Source organism: Solibacillus sp. FSL W7-1472, from assembly GCF_037969775.1.
Lineage (GTDB): Bacteria > Bacillota > Bacilli > Bacillales_A > Planococcaceae > Solibacillus > Solibacillus silvestris.
On sequence record NZ_CP150208.1, the window covers coordinates 502,689 to 521,415 of the forward strand.

Sequence of the window (18,727 nt, forward strand, 5' to 3'; positions counted from 1 at the left end):
AAAAAATAGTCCATTTTATAGGTGAATAATGCAGAACAGGTTGGTAGGAAAGTTCTGAATATGAACAATTGTTGAATATCTTCTATATAAAAGCGGTATATGTTGATATATTAATTAAAAATTAATGCAACTTTTACAAATGGGGTGAAGAAGATGAAGATTTCTAGCTTGGCACGAGGCTTTAGTTCAGAGTTAGATGAAAGAAGACGTTCCCAGCTTCGCAAAGAGGCAGGCGAAGTATATAAAAAGCATGCACAATATACGGATCCAAGTAAAAACCCGCTACTGAAGGTGCTTGAAAACCTTCTTTCCGGTAAAACAGAAAAAGATTTGCTGAAAAGCGACAATGCCGATCAGGCAGAAAACCTTGCATTGCCAACTGACATCACGTATTCACAAACACCAACACTGGATAATGCATATCTAGCATCTGCTGTCCCTTCATCTCAAGATTTACTTACAGCAGCAAATGTTTCAACCTCCATTCCGCAAACGCCGGCAAACACTCAAAAAGAACTTACAGAGCAAGAACAAGATGAGGAAGCAATTCCGTTGTCGAACGAAAATCTTTCTTTTACGATACCGGAAAAGTTCCAACAAAATTTTGCACGTAATCCAGATGAGAAAACGGTCTTTGGTCAAGAGTTGGAAAAGCGGTTATTTCAGCGTTCCTTCAACATAGCTGCACAAAAATACAGCGCTCATATTGCAATGGTGAATAACGGTTACCGTTTGACAGAGGAATCGGTTTTTTCCCAAATTGCATGAAAATAAGCCCGCTCATATGGAGTGGGTTTTTTATATTTAAGTAAATTACAAAATTGCATTAAGCAGCACTTAGCAAATCATTCAGTGGTATAATATTTCCAAAGTTTAGAATTTGGAGTGGTCTTTTTGGCGAAGAAGCAGGCAAAGACGAATGCAGTTCGTTTAATTGAGCAAAAAAAAATCGCATATGAAATTTTTGAGTATACAATCAATGACGGGGAAGCGGTGGATGGATTGACTGTTGCCGGGAAAATTGGCCAGCCTGTCCTTCATGTTTATAAAACATTGGTCGCCACTGCAGGAAAGGGCAATTATTTTGTTTTCGTTATCCCGGTCGATGCGGAACTGAATTTAAAGGCTGCCGCAAAAGTGGTAGGGCAAAAGAAAATTGAGATGCTGCCCGTAAAAGAGCTACTCGGTTTGACCGGTTATATTCGGGGAGGCTGCTCGCCGATCGGGATGAAAAAGCTGTTTCCAACAATTATTGAGGAAGCGGCGACTGCACTTGACTATATAATTGTCAGTGCCGGAAAAATCGGGATGCAGATTAAGCTTGCACCGGAAGATTTACAACAGGCAACGAACGGGCAATTTGCATCGATTGTTTCTTGATAGAAAGAAGGATTGTTGTGTCGAAAAAATTTAAGTGGCAATGGGGAAGTTTTTTTGTAGGAATGATGATTATGGCGCTTGGTATCACGATGACGATTAAAGGGAATGTTGTCGGGACCGCACCATGGGATGTTTTCCATATTGGTCTTTACAAGCAAATTGGGTTGACGATCGGTTCCTGGTCCATTTTAACAGGTCTGACGATTATTATCGGGACATCGATTTATTTAAAGCGCATCCCGAAGCTTGCGACATTTTTAAATATGCTGTTCATTGGTTCATTTATCGATTTGTTCAATTGGCTCCTGCCAGAGACAGGTATTTTTGTACTGGAACTTACGTATTTTACAGCCGGCTTTTTTGTGATGAGCATTGGCTGCGCGCTGTATATTGCGGCAAGTCTTGGCGAAGGGCCGCGTGACACGATTATGATGATTATTGCGAGTAAAGGCTATTCTGTGAAAACAGGGCGGCTTGTTATGGAAGTATTTGCGACTGGCGCCGGCTGGCTGCTTGGTGGTCCTGTTGGTTTTGGGACGGTTATTTTAGCGCTTGGCACAGGTTATGTCATTCAGCCTTCACTGTTTTTCTTTAAAAGAAAGCTTGAGGAAATAATCGGAGAGCCGCTTACATAAAAAATTCCCCCTCTGTGCTAAAATATAGTGGAAATAGATATCGAAAGGATGAACGCGCATGTCAAACGTATTAAATACCTTTTTAGATGAAAACTTACTGGCACTACAAGCACAAGGTTTATACAACGAAATCGATCCGGTAGAAGGAGCAAACGGCCCGATTATCAAAGTTGGAGGCAAACAGCTTGTAAACCTGTCTTCAAACAACTATTTAGGTTTGGCGACGAACGATGAGCTGAAGAAAATCGCTCAAGACACGATCGCTTCATACGGTGTCGGTGCTGGTGCTGTTCGTACAATTAACGGCACACTTGATCTACATGTAAAACTGGAAGAAACATTAGCAAAGTTTAAAGGTACAGAAGCAGCAATTAGCTATCAATCAGGCTTCAACTGTAATATGGCGGCAATTTCGGCTGTTATGGACAAAAATGATGCAATATTATCGGATGCATTAAACCATGCTTCAATTATCGACGGCTGCCGTTTATCTAAAGCAAAAATCATTCCGTTTGCGCATGCGGATATGGATGATTTACGCGCAAAAGCAAAAGACGCAACAGAATCAGGCCTTTACAATAAAGTAATGGTCATTACAGATGGCGTTTTCTCGATGGACGGCGATATTGCCAAGCTTCCGGAAATCGTGGAAATCGCAAAAGAATTTGATTTAATTACGTATGTAGACGATGCACACGGTTCAGGCGTTACAGGTAAAGGTGCCGGAACAGTGAAGCATTTCGGTCTGCAACATGATATCGACTTCCAAATCGGTACATTGTCAAAAGCAATCGGTGTTGTTGGCGGCTATGTGGCAGGGAAGAAAAATCTGATCGACTGGCTAAAAGTTCGATCTCGTCCGTTTTTATTCTCAACAGCATTACCACCAGGGGATGTTGCGGCTATTACACGTGCTGTAGAGATGATTATGGAATCAACTGAGCTGCATGACAAGCTTTGGGAAAACGGTCAGTATTTAAAAGACGGCCTAGCAAAACTTGGCTTTAATATCGGTAATTCGGAAACACCGATTACACCATGTATTATCGGCGAAGAAAAGCTGACACAACAATTCTCGAAACGTTTACTCGAAGAAGGTGTGTACGCAAAAGCAATCGTGTTCCCGACAGTACCAAAAGGAACAGGCCGCGTGCGCAATATGCCAACAGCGGCACATACGAAAGAAATGCTCGATGAAGCACTAGCGATTTATGAAAAAGTAGGCCGCGAGTTAGAAGTAATTAAATAAACGATGTAAAGCTCAGCGCTGTTTTTATGGTGCTGAGTTTTTTGTGATTTGAGGATTAAAAATGGAATTGAGGATTATTTGATGCATATTGAGGATTATTAATAGTGAACTGAGGATTATGTGAGAGCAAGTGAGGATTATTAAGTGATGGTTGAGGATTACTGAGTCAAAACTGAGGATTAAAACAAAAATGCGGCGAATAAAACACCGCATTTCTGATAGCAGAATCATACAATGAAAGTTATTTCAAAACCGTCTCCGCAAACAGACCAAGCTTTGCGACACGCTGCATTGCTTCGCGCAAACGTTCTTCATCGACGAGCAGTCCGACACGAATATAGCCTTCGCCGTATTCACCAAAACCATTACCGGCTGCAACGGCAATATCCGCTCTTTCCAGCAAATAGTCGGCAAATAGCTCGCTTGTATATGGTGCAGGTACAGGGAGCCATGCGAAAAACGAGCCTTTCGGAGCTGTGATTTCCCAGCCGATTTTATGAGCCTCTTCAACGAGTACATTGCGGCGACGCTCATATAATGCACGAAGTTCCTGTACACAAGCTTGCTCCTCGTTCAGTGCAACGGCCGCTGCATGCTGAATAGCAGGGAACTGGCTGCAAAACAGATGGTCCTGAATAATATTGATCGCTTCAATCATTTTTGCATTGCCGACAGCAAAGCCGATGCGCCAGCCTGCCATATTGTACGATTTTGACAATGTATAAAGCTCAATACCGACTTCTTTTGCGCCTGGTGCTTGCAGGAAGCTTGGCGGACGCTCCCCATCAAAACCTATTGCCCCGTAAGCAAAGTCATGGGCAACCGCAATGTTATTTTCTTTAGCGAACTGTACGGTCTGTTCAAAAAATTCATGTGTTGCGACACCGCCAGTCGGATTGTTTGGATAGTTTAAATACATCAATTTTGCCCGTTGTTTAATGTCTGCGGACAATGCTTCGTAATCTGGCAAAAAGTGATTTTCCTCTTGAAGCGGCATCGTATCAAATTTTACATCTGCGAGTGCGACACCGGATAAGTAATCCGGATAACCCGGATCTGGAAGGAGCATATAGTCACCCGGATTCAGGAGCCCAAGCGGAAGTTCGACTAAACCGATTTTTGTTCCGCCAAGGACAGCCACTTCTGTAGCAGGATCAATATCGACATTATATTCACGTTTGTAAAAATCTGCAGCCGCTTGCTGGAGCTCTGCAATACCGCGGAATGGGGAATATTTATGTGTTTGCGGGTCGTTTGCCGCAATTTGTAGTGCTTCAACAATATGTGCCGGTGTCGGCTGGTCCGGATTTCCCTGACCTAAATTAATGACATCGCGCCCTTCAGCAAGCGCTTCATTTACTTTGTTTACAAGTGCTGCGAAAAACTGTTGTGGTAACTGTTGCAGCTTTTTCGAGAATTCAATCATTTTTTATCACCTCTGAAAAATAGTAAGGTTAATGTTAGTCTAAAACTTCACTTAAGTAAAGTGAAGATTTTGACAACTTGAAGTGAGATGTTACAATGAGTACGAATAAGCGAAAATTGATTCGCACGGAATTTTTAAGGCGGTGGCAGTTATGAAAATTGGTTGTATTCAGTTGAATGTTGGTTTTGGCAAGGTAGATGAAAACTATGAACGCGCGGAGAAGTTTATTCGCGAAGCGGTAGCAGGCGGTGCTGAAATCGTCGTATTGCCGGAAATGTGGAATACGGGCTATGCGCTCGAAAAACTTGAAGAGCTGGCAGACGAAAATGGTAAACGTACAAAAGCATTTTTAAGCAGTCTTTCAAAAGAATTGGCGGTACATATTGTAGGCGGTTCGGTATCGGTGAAGCGTAATGATAAGTTTTACAATACGATGTATACGTACAATTGCGATGGTGAATTAGTCGGCGAGTACAGTAAAGTGCATTTATTCCGCTTAATGGATGAGCATTTATATTTGGAATCCGGCAGTAACATGAACCGTTTCGCATTAGGTGAGCTCGAAGCGGGCGGAGCGATTTGCTACGATATCCGCTTCCCGGAATGGCTGCGCTCTCATGCATTGGACGGTGCTAAGGTACTGTTCATACCAGCACAGTGGCCGACACCACGTATTGATCACTGGAAAATATTACTGCAGGCGCGTGCGATTGAAAATCAGTGCTTCGTCGTTGCGGTAAATCGTATTGCCCGTAAAGTGGAAAATTTTAATGGCCAGTCGATGATTATCGGACCATGGGGCGAGGTGCTTTGGACAGGCGCAGAAGATGAGGAGCTGGCGATTATTGACGTTGATTTTTCAACGGTCGATGAAGTGCGCGGCCGCATCCCTGTATACGAAGATCGCCGTCCAGGTCTTTATGAAAAAGTAATAAAAGAATAAGTTTTAGAAGCGTACTGGATAATGCCAGTGCGCTTTTTTACATTAAGCAGCAAAATAACTCTTTCATACCGAAAAAAAATCCCTAACAACCAAAACAGCCACTACTTTCCACTTGCCATCTCACACGTCTCATTTTAATATAAGAACAAACGTTCGATATAAGGAGATGAGCTTTATGTATGAAAATGCGCCGGAACGTTCGATTATTTGTATTGATATGCGCAGTTTTTATGCAAGCTGTATTGCATCGGTTGAAAATTTAAATGTAATGGAAGTCCCGATTGCGATTGTCGGAAATTTTCAGCAAAAGGGAAGTGTTGTGCTTGCAGCGTCCCCTCCGATGAAAAAGCGCTTTAATATTCGCACAGGTTCGCGATTATACGAAATCCCGCCACATCCGGATATTCGCCTTTTTGAGCCGCGGATGTCGTTATTTATTCGCATATCAATGGAAATTACACGTCTGTTCAATGAGTTCGTTCCAAAAGAGGCCATTCATGTATATAGCGTCGACGAGAGTTTTATCGATTTAACCGGAACAGAAAAGTTATGGGGACCGCCCGAAGAAACGGCAAAATACATTCAGCAGCTCGTTTACAATCAATTTGAAATTCCATGTGCAGTCGGTTTTGGCCCAAATATGCTGATGGCAAAACTGGCGCTCGACATCGAAGCAAAAAAGACGGGATTTGCGAAATGGACATATAATGATGTACCGGAAAAACTGTGGCCGATCATGCCGCTATCTACAATGTGGGGCATCGGTAGCCGAACGGAAAGAACGCTGAACCATATGGGGATTTACTCTGTCTATGATTTGGCGCATGCCGATTTAGCGTTACTTGAAAAGCGCTTCGGTGTTCTCGGCAACCAGCTTTATTACCACGCATGGGGAATCGATCATTCGACAGTCGGAGCACCGATTATGCAAGGGCAGATCAGCTTCGGGAAAGGCCAAATGCTTATGCGCGATTATCGCAGCCGAAATGAAATTTTAGTCGTATTGCTGGAAATGTGTGAAGACGTGGCAAGGCGGGCGCGGGAAGCGAAAAAAATCGGGCGGACGATTTCATTAGGGCTTAGCTACAGTAAAGATGCCTTCGGAGGCGGATTTCATCGTTCCCGCACAATCGATGAGCCGACAAACGATACAATGAAAATTTTCGAAGTGTGCAAGCAGCTGCTCGACGAATTTTATGCAGAACGACCGGCGCGCAAAGTTACGATTACATTAAGCAATATTGAAAGTGAATATTCGATGCAGCTCAGTCTGTTTGATGAGATGAGGTGGCGCAACCGCAAGCTCGGAGAAACGATGGACCGTTTACGTACAAAATACGGAACAACAGCGATTTTGCGTGCTGTTTCCTATACGGAAGCAGGTACTGCACTGACACGGGCTAAATTAGTAGGCGGGCATAAACAATAAGGAGTGAAGGCGATGAACAAAGATAGAGGAGCAATTAAATGGAACGCAATGATGCTGCCGGAGCATGTCCAACTATTGCGTGAATGGCAGGAAGAGGACACAATTGTTACCCAACCCCAACTCGACGAAGCCCAGTTAGAACAAATTAACATCAATCTGCAGCGAGCCTACACAGAGCATTGCCCGATCCAACTAAAAGTATGGGAGCAAACAGGCCTTTATACAGTTTCCGGAGCAATTCAAAAAATCAACATCCACGAACAATACGTCAAGCTGGCAAACAGCGAAAGAATTCAGTTCCACCATATTTATGAAGCGCTCTTAGATGAGTAGACTTTCAGGAGAATTTAATTTCTCTCAATTTTACAACGAGAACCACCCATATAAAAGCAATTTCACTATTCGAATATTTCACACGTACAAATGTATTGCTGAAAAAGAATATTTTTTAAATATTGTTTTTTAGAAAAGAACACCATATAATGAATTTCATGAAAATGTTTGAACATCAAGTTTTACGGATGGTTCTATGTATTTTCCACAAGGACATTTGTTTTAATAGATGAGAAATAATAGACGGTATATTCAGCGGTAACAGGCTGAAAATTGTCTTTTAAAGGATAGGGAGGCTTCAGCGTGAAGAAAATTATGGTGACCGGTGCTTTGGGTCAAATTGGTTCGGAATTAGTAGAGAAATTACGTCATACGTATGGCACAGATAATGTATTGGCAACAGATATTCGAAAGATTGATCAGCATGAAGGTCCATTTGAAGTATTGGATGTAACAGATGGGAAACGCATGCACACACTTGCCCATGATTTTGGTGCAGACACGATGATACACATGGCTGCATTACTCTCGGCAACAGCAGAAAAAAATCCAGTTTTCGCCTGGAATTTAAATATGGGCGGTTTAATGAATGCACTTGAAGTGGCGCGTGAACTTGATATGCAGTTTTTTACGCCAAGCTCAATCGGCGCATTTGGTCCTTCTACGCCAAAGGACAATACACCACAAGATACACTGCAACGTCCAACAACGATGTACGGTGTCAATAAAGTAGCAGGCGAATTGTTATGCGACTACTACTACACACGCTTTGGGCTGGATACACGGGGTGTCCGTTTCCCGGGGCTGATTTCGTATGTGACGCCACCTGGTGGAGGAACGACGGACTATGCGGTAGATATTTATTATAAAGCAATCTTGGAAGGACGCTACACATCGTATATTGCGGAAGGTACGTACATGGATATGATGTATATGCCGGATGCACTGCAGGCTATTGTTGATTTAATGGAAGCAGACCCTGCAAAGCTTGTGCACCGCAATGCATTTAATATTTCGGCGATGAGCTTTGAGCCGTCACAAATTGCAGCCGAAATTAAAAAGCATATTCCAAGCTTCACAATGGGTTATGATGTCGATCCGATCCGTCAGGCAATTGCGGACAGCTGGCCAAATGCAATCGACTCATCGGCAGCGATTGAAGAATGGGGCTTCAAAGCTAACTACGATCTGGAAAAAATGACGCTCGATATGCTGGAAAAACTAAAAGTACGATTAGCACAAAACGCGATTTAACTTATAGAAGCGAGTGAAACTGTTGAAAAGCAGTTCACTCGCTTTTTTATATAGGTGCCTGTGGAAAGCCTCGATGTGGGAGACCCTAAAAGCAAAATTCTGTAATATTCGTTTCTCTAGTAAAATGAAATCGCTGCATTATTGACGAAATATTTTCATTTTTCAGTATATTATATTAAAATGATATTGTGGGAGAAATTAGGAGGCGTTTTATTGGTAATGGGGATTGCCGGTAAAGATAGTGCCTCATAAAAGGGGGAAATATATAATGATGATGCAAACACCACTCGTTCTAACAGATATGGTCAAGCGTGCAGAAACGTATTATGCACACAAAGAAATTATTTCACGTACAAGTGAAAAGAAGGTTCATCGCCTTACATACGGGCAATGGGTAAAGCGTACAAGAAAGCTAGCGCACTCATTAACAAAGCTGGGCATGGAGCGCGGTGATAAAATCGCGTCATTTGCCTGGAATCAGCATCGCCATTTAGAAGCGTATTTTGCGGTTCCATGCGCAGGTGCAATTTTGCATATGGTCAATATTCGCCTGTCACCGGAACATATTGCGTACATTATTAATCATGCGGGAGATAAAATAATTTTAATAGATGAAGATTTAGTGCCGCTCATTGAGGAAGTACAATCGGAATTGAAAACAATCGAGCATTACATCATTATGGCGGATGGGGAATTGCCGGAAACGACTTTGCCGAATGTACTGTCATATGAAGCATTGCTGGAAGAAGCAGATGAAAACTTTGCATTCCCGGAAGATTTGGATGAAAATGCGCCGGCAAGCATGTGCTATACAAGTGCGACAACAGGGAATCCAAAAGGGGTTGTGTATACACATCGTTCGCTCGTGCTGCACTCCATGTCGATTTCAATGGTGGATACGATGGCAATTTCAGAACGTGACACGATTTTACCGATTGTTCCAATGTTCCATGTCAACGCTTGGGGAATGCCGTTTGCAGCAGTGAATGTAGGGGCTACGCAAGTATTGATCGGCCCTCAATTTACCCCGGCCCTAATATTGGATTTCATTGAGCAGTACAATGTAACGAAAACGGCGGGTGTACCGACAATCTGGCTTGGCGCATTGCAGGAACAGGAAAAAAGAGCCCGTGATTTATCCACATTACAGGAAATTTTCTGTGGAGGATCGGCTTCACCAAAAGGCCTTATTAAAAAGTACGAAGAAATGGGCATCAACTATATTGTGGTATACGGCATGACGGAAACTTCACCGATTGTTTCGATGTCACGTGATATGTCACATATGAATGAATGGTCATTGGATGAAAAAATTGAAACAGGCGCAATGCAAGGCTTAACGGTTCCAGGAATTGAATCAAGCATCGTCAATGAAAACGGTGAAGTGCCTTGGGACGGAGAAACAATGGGCGAGCTGCGTCTGCGTGGTCCATGGATTGCGGCGGAATATTATAAAGATGAACGTACAGCGGAAGCCTTTTCTGATGGATGGCTGTATACAGGGGATATCGCGGTTCGTTCAAAAGAGGGATTCATTAAAATAACAGACCGAACGAAAGATTTAATCAAATCCGGTGGTGAGTGGATCTCATCCGTTGATTTGGAAAATGCGCTTATGTCGCATGAAGCGGTATTTGAAGCGGCGGTCATTGCTATTCCACACGCGAAATGGCAAGAGCGTCCGCTGGCATGTGTTGTCTTGAAAGAGGGGACCAATGCAACAAAAGAGGAACTTATAGCATTTTTAGGAGGCCAATTTGCAAAATGGTGGCTGCCGGATGATATCGTCTTCCTAACGGAAATTCCGAAAACTTCTGTCGGGAAGTTCTTAAAGGCGAAGTTACGTGAAAATGTGAATGAAATTTATCCACAGCTTCAACTGTAATATGGAGGAATACAAAACGGGAACGCATCGTATTACCGAGCGCTCCCGTTTTTCGTCGTCCCGCCTACGAAAAAGCGTTTCATAAGGGAGAGTCCTAAATTGAATAGGAAAATAATGAGTGCAACTCGAAAGAAAGCAACGAAATATTGCCAAGCAGTTGTACTTTCAATAAAAAGGTTCGGCATATTATCGACTAATGCGTAAATAAAATAACCCGCCAGTCCAATAAAAAACAAACCGGCAAAAAAGTCCTTTACATTCATTTTGAACCTCCACTAATTAGGATTTAATTAAAGGATACCATATAAAGGAAATGTAATATATAGAAGAAAGCAGGATGCAAAAGAGCTGAATTGAATAGGAGAAAATCTCCTATTCACCAAGTCGTTGCATCCTCTTAACAAGTAGTGATTAAATCACGGCCGATTTCTTCGTCGCCTGTACAAGCGCTTCGATTGTTGCCCAGTCTTGCTCAGCGAGTGCCGTAACAATTTTACTGCCGACAATTACGCCATCCGCAATGTCGCCGAAGCTTTTTACATGTTCCGTCGTAGAAATACCGAATCCTGCTAGAACCGGAATATTGCTCGCTGCTTTCAAGTTTGCAAAGTGCCCTGCAAGTTCCGCGGCAAAGCTTGCACGTTCACCGGTAATACCATTTACCGTAACGGCATAAACGAAGCCTTCACTTGCTGCGGCTAATTTCTTAATACGTTCAGGTGGGCTCATCAATGATACGAGCTGGACAAGCGCAATGCCGTTTACCTTTAAAGCATCATGCAATAAAGCACTTTCTTCATAAGGCATATCCGGTACAATCAGCCCTTGAACACCACTGCGTTTTGCATCCTCGGCAAATGCTTCAATTCCATAAGCTAAAATCGGGTTTAAGTACGTCATGACAACGAGCGGAATATGGATTTCCTGTGCAAAGCTTTGCAGTTCAGCTAGTACTTTTTTCAATGACACACCGTGGGCAAGTGCACGTTCACCGGCTTGTTCAATCGTTGGTCCATCAGCTACAGGATCGGTAAATGGAATGCCGACCTCAATTGCGGAAACCCCGATTTGCTGCAGCTTTAAGATAGTAGGTTTTAACGTTTCAAGCCCGCCATCGCCTGCCATAATATAAGGAACAAATGCTTTATCCCCTGTTGCTAATACGTCTTCGAGCTGTTTTTGCAATGTCATTTCAAGCCACCTCCAAGTTTATCCATTAATGTATGAACATCTTTGTCTCCACGACCTGATAAGCAAACAACAACAATTTCATCAGCAGGACGGTTCTTGGCAAATTGACTTGCATAGTAAACGGCATGCGCGCTTTCCAATGCTGGCAAGATTCCTTCCGTTTCACATAACAGCTTCACACCTTCAAGTGCCTGTTCATCTGTAACAGATGGGTAGGCAGCACGACCTGTTTCATGTAAATGACAGTGCTCAGGTCCAACTCCCGGATAATCAAGTCCTGCTGAAATTGAATGGGCTTCTTGAACAAAACCGTTATTATCCTGCAATAAGTACATGAACGCACCGTGAAGGACACCTGTTTTTCCAACATGAATTGCTGCCGCATGCTTGTCGGTATTAACACCGGAACCTGCAGCTTCCACGCCATATAATGCAACATCCTGATCCTCCACGAACGGGTAGAACATTCCGATTGCATTACTGCCGCCGCCAATACAAGCAATAACTGTATCCGGAAGACGTCCTTCCTGTTGTAAAATTTGGGTACGTGTTTCATCCCCAATGACACGCTGGAAATCACGGACAATTGTAGGGAAGGGGTGTGGCCCAAGTGCTGATCCTAAAATGTAATGCGTATCTTCTATATGAGTAACCCAGTGACGCAATGCTTCATTAACCGCATCTTTTAATGTTGCGGAACCTTTTTCTACTGCAACAACTTTTGTCCCGAGCAGCTCCATACGGAAAACGTTCAGTTGCTGACGGCGTACATCTTCTGCCCCCATATAAACGATACATTCCATATCAAGCAATGCACAAGCAGTTGCCGTTGCGACACCATGCTGACCTGCCCCTGTTTCAGCGACAATCTTTTTCTTCCCCATACGCTTTGCTAAAAGTGCTTGGCCAATCGCATTATTTATTTTATGTGCGCCAGTATGATTTAAATCTTCGCGCTTTAAATAGATTTTCGCACCGCCGACTTTTTTTGTTAAACGCTCCGCAAAATAAAGGGGAGTTTCCCGTCCGACATATTGCTTTAAATAATAGTCAAGTTCTTCCTGGAAAGAGGGGTCCTTTTTTGCTTCCTCATATGCAAGCTCCAATTCCTCAAGTGAAGTCATCAATGTCTCGGGCACAAATTGACCGCCGAATCGCCCGAAGCGTCCTTTTACTGTCGTCATAAAATCAACTCTCCTTTTGCTGTTTCAATAAAATTCGTAATCGCTGCTGAACTTTTTCGACCATCTACTTCTACACCACTTGAAACATCTACCGCAAATGGCTCGACAAGCATAATTGCCAGCCCAACATTTTCATTATTTAATCCGCCTGCCAAAATAACCTTTTCAAGCGGGATTTTCATTTTATCGAGGAGCATCCAGTCAAAGGATTTTCCGCTCCCTCCACGGAAGTCACTTCCAGGCGCATCAAATAAATAGTAGTCCACATCATATGTCGCCGCACGCATCACATCCTCTTCGCCATGAATCGAAAACGCTTTAATTGCCGGCAGTCCGATCTCCTGAATTTGTTCGGGCGTCTCGTCCCCGTGATACTGGATATAATCGAGTCCGACTTCTTTTGCAATTTGACGAATAGTGGCTGACTCTTCATTGACAAAAACCCCGACTTTTTTAACTGTACTTGGAATTGCCTTTGCCAGTTCCACTGCTTCCTCTACTGTAATGCGTCGTTTACTGGGCGCAAACATAAATCCGATAAAATCAGCATCTGCTTTGACCGCTGTTTCCACATGTTCGATTTCTTTTAATCCGCAAATTTTTACTTTTGTCATCGATTTTCGCCAACCTTTGCTGTTATGTCGATTTGTAGGGCTTTAAGTGATTTTTTGACGTTTCCGCTGCGCATTAATGCCTCTCCGACTAATATTCCTTTTGCGCCAGCATTCGCCACAAACTGTGCATCTTCCGGACCTGAAATGCCGCTTTCACTAATAAAGGCAATCGGTGATGGGGGAAGAAGCTGAGCAATTTCAAGTGTTGCTGAAAGTGAAACATCGAATGTTTTCAGATTCCGGTTATTTACCCCGATGATGTTTGCCCCAATGGCAAGGGCACGCTTTAATTCCTCGGCATCATGTACTTCAACGAGCACTTCAAGCTGTTTTTCTGTTGCATAGGCGTGTAGGGATTTCAGCTGAACGTCTGTTAATGCTGCGACAATCAACAGTACAACCGATGCGCCGGCAGCCTTTGCATAGTCGATCTGCACTTCATGAATGATGAAGTCTTTACATAAAACCGGGATGTTCACAGCATTCGCAACTGCATTTAAATCCCCATAGCTTCCTTTAAAAAATGCGCGCTCTGTCAATACGGAAATACATGCAGCACCTGCTTCTTCATATTGCAAAGCTTGCTCAACAGGGTCGACTTCTGTCGCAATATCACCTTTGGAAGGGGAGGCACGCTTCATTTCCGAAATTACTTGCAATGAATTGGCTGACATCAATGTTTCATATAAAGAAGGTCGGGCCTTATCAATTGATAAAAACATAGGCTTTGTCGAAAGCAATTGTGGCAGCTCAGTCTTTTTTTGGTCAATAATACGGTCTAAAATCGTCATTTTACGGGTTCCTCCTGCATCTGTTTTTGGCTATAAGCAACGATATTTTCTAACTTTTCATAAGCGCGTCCGGACAAAATGCTGTCCTTCGCCATTTCGATTCCTTCCTTCATCGTCCCGGCAAGCCCATATGCAAAGAAGCCAATGCCGGCATTTAAGAGAACTGTATCGAAATACACGCTTTGTTTTCCCTTTAACAAATCACGCATAATGTCCGCATTTTCAGCAGGAGTGCCGCCGCGTATTGCAGAAAGTGGCTGTGCGGCTAAGCCCACATCTTCAGCGCGCAGTTTAAATGGAATCATATCCCCGCGGTCTAACAGCACAAAAGTGTTTTCACCATCCAGTGATGCTTCATCCATTCCTTGTGCACCAGATACGACGATTGCACGCTCACGTCCAAGCATATGGAGCACTTCCGCATAATCCATCGTGAAGTTCGGTCGGTTAATGCCGACAAACTGTGTTTTTAATGGAACAGGGTTTGTCAGGGGGCCAACTAAATTGAAAATCGTCGGCTTGCCGATTGCCTGTCGCACTTCACCGATCCGTTTTAATTTTGGATGCATATTCGGTGCATGTAAAAAGGCGATACCATGTTGTTGGAGTAATTCGGATGTTTGCTCGATATTCGGCAATAGCGTAATGCCAAGTGCCTCTAACACATCCGAACTTCCTGAAGCACTTGATACTTTTCTATTGCCGTGCTTCGCTACCGAAATGCCTCCACCTGCCAATACAAAAGCGGAAGTCGTACTAATATTGAAGCTTTGAAGTCCGTCGCCACCTGTGCCACAATTATCGATATAAATGCCTTCCGGTACGTCGACGGCAACGGCATGTGATTTCATTACAGAAGCTAAACCTGCAACTTCATGTGCCGTTTCTCCTTTTGCACTCATAGCTGTTAAAAAGGAGGCGATCTGTTCTTTCGGTGTTTGCTCATTAAAAATAAGCTGTGCCGCCTGCTGCATTTCCTCAAAAACTAAGTGCTCTTTTCGCTCAATCTGTTCAATGTATGGAAGTAAAGACATGTTCATCATCCTTTCAGTAAAGAGTGGAATGGCACTTCTTCATCTGCTTTCGAATGAAGCTGAGCGACATTTCCTTGAATTATTATCGTCTGTTCAGGTGTTGTGAAATCGACTTGCCCATTAAAGCCGATATAGCCGATCAAGCCTTGTGCTGGTAATAGCCCTTTCACGATATCGATTGCATGAAGGGTAGGGCTTAACGTACCTGTTGTAACATTGGCAAGTTGTTGCACTGAATTTTCCGTACTATAGCGTTCAATTGGCGGTGCATCATTCGTAACGGAAATATTCCCGTCCCTTACTTGCATATAGTTTGATTGTGATGTACCGATTACTGTGCAATCATCAAATTCGACATAGTACATGTATGGTGCAGCGTGCTCAATGCGCATTTTTCGATAAAGAGAAAGGGCGTCACCTGTAAATTGTGCGCGATAACGTTCATTTTCATCTTTTTCGACATGCTGCAATGTGTAGGCTGACTGTTCAGGTGTTGGTGTTGTAAACAGCTGTTCAATCAATTGATCAATGTTTGGCTCCACTTGCTCTGCTTCAATATTTGTATGGAAAACAGCGATTTCATCTGTTAAATGATCAAAAATAACGAGTGTATCGTAAACGTGAAACTGCAGTTCAGGCAATGGCTTTTGCAATGCGTGAATATAGCCGATCCCACCACCTGTAAACGGATATTCCGTATGTGACGAAATACGCGGCATCGCTTGTTTTAAGAGTTGGATCAATTCGCCTTCATATGTGTAGGCTTTTTTTGAATGATGCGTATGATCTAAGAGGTGATCATCTGTCCCGATATATGTTTTGCGGGGATTGACCCCGATGAACGAATAGCGTCCATTGCCATCATATTTAGAGGAACTTTCCAATAAAAACTTCCGTTCACCTTGCAATCGCTGGAAAATAGAAATCGGTGTCAGTAAATCCCCATTTACTTTTTTCATTGATGTACGAAAATGTTGCTGAACTACCATTTGAAACACTCCTTTTTTGAAATAAACTACGCCTTTACGATTCGGATTATTTAGCAATCTTGTAATTAAAGTTTGCTGAATAAAAAAAATCGCCCTCAGCAAAAGAATTAACTTTTGCTGAGGACGATCTGCACCGCGTTGCCACCTCGTTTGAAGCATGCCAAAAAAACCATGCCTCCACTTAAACCTGATAACGGCAGGGTACCGTCCACCGACTAGCGCCAGCAGCTTTCATAAGGCCCATTCACATTTACCTTTTGACGTATTTTCACCATCCATACGCTCTCTGTACAAAACAATAAATGCTACTCTTCTTATTCAACAATTTACTCAACTAAGCTCAACTAAACGAAAACGGTGGTCGCGCTCCCGCAACCTGCTACCGTAAATAACAATTTAATATGCTTTATTCTAACACTCAAAAATGAAATGTCAAACAATTCTAAAATGTTTTCGCTAAATAAAAAAACCAGCTGGCGTTCAAAAACCAGCTGGTGAAACAATCGATACTAAATTAATTTTTTGAAATTCAATCGTTTATTTAAAGTGTACATAATCGGTGCTCCAACCGCCAATACAACAAATTCGCCAAATGCTACAAACAGCCAAGTTTCCCAGAACGGGAAGCCGAGAACAATATTAAGCTGTGCTGCAATGATAAACATTGTAAACGTAAATAGCGTTGTATTAATGATCAGACGAGCCCAAATATTTTTCACAAACTTACAAATGAATATGAAAATTCCCAGTGTAATAATCGTATGTCCCACACCAAATATTAAGTCAATTGGACCGATTGAAGACAGCAGGAAATTGGAAATAAATACACCTAAAACAACACCTAACATATAGCGCGGGTTAAAAGCGACTAAATGGTTAAAAATTTCGGCAATACGGAACTGTACTTGCCCAAAGCTAATAGGTGCAACAAGCATTGTGACAGCAATATACAATGCTGCAATAATGGCACTCGCTGCAATAAACTTTACTTTCATATGAAATTCCTCCTAGTTTTTTAACGTGGGATGGTTACGAACCACGCAAAGCAACTGCAATCATAGCAATATTGAAAATAAAAGTAAAGATTTATAGGTCTTTTTTTTCAATAATTGTTCGAAAAATTTACAAAGAGTAAAAAGTTCAACAAACCCCGCCGCATAGCGGTTTGAAGTGCAGCAAGTAAAATTTAAAATAAGGCGCATTACCTAGAGTAAATTCAGAAGATTCTAAATGTTATTGACTATCTAAATATGACGCGGTAATATTATTTCAACACACTTCATCCAAATGAAGTTCGGCGCTTTAAACCGATAAAGTAAACTAGGGGGAAATAAGATGAGAAAAAACTTAATGAAGCTGTCCTTTTTATTATTCGGGCTTCTTTTATTATTAGCTGCTTGTGGCGCGGAAGAGAGCGAGACATCTTCGAATGAGACAACAAATGGCGAGGCTGTAGATACAGCTAATGCAGATAGTGAAAAAACATTTAAAATCGGGACAACACAAATTGTTGAGCATCCATCATTAGATGCAGCAAAAGAAGGATTTAAAAAAGCAATTGAAGATGCAGGTATTAAAGCAGAATATGTAGATAAATCAGCAAACAACGATAACAGTGCGAACATGACAATCGCCCAGCAGTTAGTCGGGGATAATGTAGATCTGATTTTCGCGAACTCAACACCTTCAGCACAGGCGGCAAAAAGCGCAACATCTGATATTCCGGTTATCTTCACATCGGTAACAGATGCAGTAGGTGCAGAATTGATCGAGTCAATGGCAACACCTGGTGCTAACGTAACAGGTACGATTGATTTACATCCGGAAACAATGCCGAAAACAGTTGCTTTCCTAAAAGAATTAGGGGCAAAAAATGTAGGGATGGTATTTAACGCTGGTGAGCAAAACTCAGTTGCACAAATTGCGGCAGTAAAAGAAATTGCAGCAAAAGAAGGCGTAACGATTGTGGAAGCAGCGGTATCTGCTTCATCTGAAGTGCGCCAGGCAGCAGAATCATTAGTAGGAAAAGTAGATGCATTTTATATTATTACAGATAATACTGTTGTATCCGCACTTGAATCTGTAATCGAAGTAGCAGATGCAAATAAATTACCGCTAGTTGTTGGTGAGCTTGATTCAGTAGAGCGAGGTGGTTTAGCAGCATACGGTTTCGAATACTACGATATCGGCTATGAAGCAGGGCAAATGGCAGCACAAATTTTATTAGAAGGCAAATCACCTTCAGAAGTTCCAGCTGCATACCCGGCAAACTTAAAATTGGTAATCAATAAAGCAACAGCAGAAAACTTAGGCTTGGAAATTAAGCCTGAATGGGAAGCCGAAGTACAATAATTCACTTTATCAAAAAAAGCAAGTCAGCCTAAACAGGG

19 protein-coding genes, 1 riboswitch and 1 other annotated feature are annotated in these 18,727 nt (G+C 42.5%); of the genes, 10 read left to right on the forward strand and 9 right to left on the reverse strand.

The window, feature by feature from the left end:
- The first annotated feature begins 153 nt into the window (after positions 1-153).
- From MKY07_RS02510 to MKY07_RS02525, 4 genes are all read left to right on the forward strand, one after another.
- The gene (locus MKY07_RS02510; RefSeq protein WP_065216655.1) at positions 154-768 is read left to right on the forward strand and encodes a hypothetical protein; all 615 of its coding nucleotides are present in this window, start codon (positions 154-156) and stop codon (positions 766-768) included.
- 126 nt (positions 769-894) lie between these two features.
- A complete protein-coding gene (ybaK, locus tag MKY07_RS02515) occupies positions 895-1,380 on the forward strand; it encodes a Cys-tRNA(Pro) deacylase (protein WP_339263685.1) in 486 nt (161 codons plus the stop codon).
- A 17-nt stretch (positions 1,381-1,397) separates the two neighbouring features.
- A complete protein-coding gene (locus tag MKY07_RS02520; RefSeq protein ID WP_014824785.1) occupies positions 1,398-2,015 on the forward strand; it encodes a membrane protein in 618 nt (205 codons plus the stop codon).
- A 58-nt stretch (positions 2,016-2,073) separates the two neighbouring features.
- On the forward strand, positions 2,074-3,264 hold the full coding sequence (locus MKY07_RS02525; RefSeq protein WP_014824784.1) for a glycine C-acetyltransferase: 1,191 nt from the start codon (positions 2,074-2,076) through the stop codon (positions 3,262-3,264).
- 241 nt (positions 3,265-3,505) lie between these two features.
- Here MKY07_RS02525 and MKY07_RS02530 read toward each other — a convergent pair whose 3' ends face one another.
- On the reverse strand, positions 3,506-4,687 hold the full coding sequence (locus MKY07_RS02530; protein ID WP_339264616.1) for a pyridoxal phosphate-dependent aminotransferase: 1,182 nt from the start codon (positions 4,685-4,687) through the stop codon (positions 3,506-3,508).
- 154 nt (positions 4,688-4,841) lie between these two features.
- Between MKY07_RS02530 and MKY07_RS02535 the strand changes: the two genes are divergently transcribed.
- The 5 genes from MKY07_RS02535 to MKY07_RS02555 all read left to right on the forward strand — a co-directional run bounded on the left by MKY07_RS02535 (position 4,842) and on the right by MKY07_RS02555 (position 10,534).
- Positions 4,842-5,633: a carbon-nitrogen family hydrolase gene (locus MKY07_RS02535; RefSeq protein WP_339263686.1), complete on the forward strand. Its 792-nt coding sequence runs from the start codon at positions 4,842-4,844 to the stop codon at positions 5,631-5,633.
- Positions 5,634-5,808: 175 nt separating this feature from the next.
- Positions 5,809-7,062 (forward strand): UV damage repair protein UvrX, encoded by a 1,254-nt coding sequence (locus tag MKY07_RS02540; protein ID WP_087615723.1) that lies wholly within the window; start codon positions 5,809-5,811, stop codon positions 7,060-7,062.
- Positions 7,063-7,074: 12 nt separating this feature from the next.
- Complete coding sequence (locus MKY07_RS02545; protein ID WP_087615722.1) at positions 7,075-7,395, forward strand: YolD-like family protein; 321 nt, start codon at positions 7,075-7,077, stop codon at positions 7,393-7,395.
- Between the two features lie 303 nt (positions 7,396-7,698).
- Positions 7,699-8,649 carry an L-threonine 3-dehydrogenase gene (locus MKY07_RS02550; protein WP_087615721.1) on the forward strand — a complete coding sequence of 317 codons (951 nt, stop codon included), beginning with the start codon at positions 7,699-7,701 and terminating at the stop codon, positions 8,647-8,649.
- A 271-nt stretch (positions 8,650-8,920) separates the two neighbouring features.
- Positions 8,921-10,534 carry a long-chain fatty acid--CoA ligase gene (locus tag MKY07_RS02555; RefSeq protein WP_193433752.1) on the forward strand — a complete coding sequence of 538 codons (1,614 nt, stop codon included), beginning with the start codon at positions 8,921-8,923 and terminating at the stop codon, positions 10,532-10,534.
- Positions 10,535-10,566: 32 nt separating this feature from the next.
- Here MKY07_RS02555 and MKY07_RS02560 read toward each other — a convergent pair whose 3' ends face one another.
- The 8 genes from MKY07_RS02560 to MKY07_RS02595 all read right to left on the reverse strand — a co-directional run bounded on the left by MKY07_RS02560 (position 10,567) and on the right by MKY07_RS02595 (position 17,332).
- Positions 10,567-10,797 carry a sulfate permease gene (locus tag MKY07_RS02560; RefSeq protein WP_339263689.1) on the reverse strand — a complete coding sequence of 77 codons (231 nt, stop codon included), beginning with the start codon at positions 10,795-10,797 and terminating at the stop codon, positions 10,567-10,569.
- Positions 10,798-10,945: 148 nt separating this feature from the next.
- Positions 10,946-11,725: a tryptophan synthase subunit alpha gene (trpA, locus tag MKY07_RS02565; protein ID WP_339263690.1), complete on the reverse strand. Its 780-nt coding sequence runs from the start codon at positions 11,723-11,725 to the stop codon at positions 10,946-10,948.
- The gene (trpB, locus tag MKY07_RS02570) at positions 11,722-12,909 is read right to left on the reverse strand and encodes a tryptophan synthase subunit beta (RefSeq protein ID WP_339263691.1); all 1,188 of its coding nucleotides are present in this window, start codon (positions 12,907-12,909) and stop codon (positions 11,722-11,724) included. Before trpB ends, trpA begins: the two co-directional genes overlap by 4 nt.
- Positions 12,906-13,523 (reverse strand): phosphoribosylanthranilate isomerase, encoded by a 618-nt coding sequence (locus MKY07_RS02575; protein WP_339263692.1) that lies wholly within the window; start codon positions 13,521-13,523, stop codon positions 12,906-12,908. The genes trpB and MKY07_RS02575 overlap by 4 nt, the downstream gene beginning before the upstream one ends.
- Positions 13,520-14,314, reverse strand: coding sequence for an indole-3-glycerol phosphate synthase TrpC (gene trpC, locus MKY07_RS02580; protein WP_339263693.1), 795 nt, complete (start codon positions 14,312-14,314; stop codon positions 13,520-13,522). The genes MKY07_RS02575 and trpC overlap by 4 nt, the downstream gene beginning before the upstream one ends.
- A complete protein-coding gene (gene trpD, locus MKY07_RS02585; RefSeq protein ID WP_339263694.1) occupies positions 14,311-15,348 on the reverse strand; it encodes an anthranilate phosphoribosyltransferase in 1,038 nt (345 codons plus the stop codon). The genes trpC and trpD overlap by 4 nt, the downstream gene beginning before the upstream one ends.
- A 5-nt stretch (positions 15,349-15,353) precedes the next feature.
- The gene (locus MKY07_RS02590) at positions 15,354-16,337 is read right to left on the reverse strand and encodes a metal ABC transporter ATP-binding protein (protein WP_339263695.1); all 984 of its coding nucleotides are present in this window, start codon (positions 16,335-16,337) and stop codon (positions 15,354-15,356) included.
- Between the two features lie 116 nt (positions 16,338-16,453).
- Positions 16,454-16,668: a binding site (T-box leader), on the reverse strand.
- 178 nt (positions 16,669-16,846) lie between these two features.
- Entirely contained in the window at positions 16,847-17,332 is a 486-nt protein-coding gene (locus MKY07_RS02595; RefSeq protein WP_008404583.1) for a QueT transporter family protein, read from the reverse strand.
- 6 nt (positions 17,333-17,338) lie between these two features.
- A riboswitch (PreQ1 riboswitch) is annotated at positions 17,339-17,383 on the reverse strand.
- Positions 17,384-17,672: 289 nt separating this feature from the next.
- On the opposite strand from MKY07_RS02595, the gene MKY07_RS02600 reads away from it, so the two are divergent.
- Complete coding sequence (locus tag MKY07_RS02600; protein WP_014824764.1) at positions 17,673-18,689, forward strand: ABC transporter substrate-binding protein; 1,017 nt, start codon at positions 17,673-17,675, stop codon at positions 18,687-18,689.
- Positions 18,690-18,727: the final 38 nt, after the last annotated feature.

Bases quoted from the DNA above. Each gene is read 5' to 3' on its own strand.
- MKY07_RS02510 (WP_065216655.1), top strand. From the start codon at position 154: ATGAAGATTTCTAGCTTGGCACGAGGCTTTAGTTCAGAGTTAGATGAA.
- MKY07_RS02525 (WP_014824784.1), top strand. From the start codon at position 2,074: ATGTCAAACGTATTAAATACCTTTTTAGATGAAAACTTACTGGCACTA.
- MKY07_RS02535 (WP_339263686.1), top strand. From the start codon at position 4,842: ATGAAAATTGGTTGTATTCAGTTGAATGTTGGTTTTGGCAAGGTAGAT.
- MKY07_RS02540 (WP_087615723.1), top strand. From the start codon at position 5,809: ATGTATGAAAATGCGCCGGAACGTTCGATTATTTGTATTGATATGCGC.
- MKY07_RS02545 (WP_087615722.1), top strand. From the start codon at position 7,075: ATGAACAAAGATAGAGGAGCAATTAAATGGAACGCAATGATGCTGCCG.
- MKY07_RS02555 (WP_193433752.1), top strand. From the start codon at position 8,921: ATGATGCAAACACCACTCGTTCTAACAGATATGGTCAAGCGTGCAGAA.
- MKY07_RS02560 (WP_339263689.1), bottom strand. From the start codon at position 10,797: ATGAATGTAAAGGACTTTTTTGCCGGTTTGTTTTTTATTGGACTGGCG.
- trpA (WP_339263690.1), bottom strand. From the start codon at position 11,725: ATGACATTGCAAAAACAGCTCGAAGACGTATTAGCAACAGGGGATAAA.
- trpB (WP_339263691.1), bottom strand. From the start codon at position 12,909: ATGACGACAGTAAAAGGACGCTTCGGGCGATTCGGCGGTCAATTTGTG.
- MKY07_RS02575 (WP_339263692.1), bottom strand. From the start codon at position 13,523: ATGACAAAAGTAAAAATTTGCGGATTAAAAGAAATCGAACATGTGGAA.
- trpC (WP_339263693.1), bottom strand. From the start codon at position 14,314: ATGACGATTTTAGACCGTATTATTGACCAAAAAAAGACTGAGCTGCCA.
- trpD (WP_339263694.1), bottom strand. From the start codon at position 15,348: ATGTCTTTACTTCCATACATTGAACAGATTGAGCGAAAAGAGCACTTA.
- MKY07_RS02590 (WP_339263695.1), bottom strand. From the start codon at position 16,337: ATGGTAGTTCAGCAACATTTTCGTACATCAATGAAAAAAGTAAATGGG.
- MKY07_RS02595 (WP_008404583.1), bottom strand. From the start codon at position 17,332: ATGAAAGTAAAGTTTATTGCAGCGAGTGCCATTATTGCAGCATTGTAT.
- MKY07_RS02600 (WP_014824764.1), top strand. From the start codon at position 17,673: ATGAGAAAAAACTTAATGAAGCTGTCCTTTTTATTATTCGGGCTTCTT.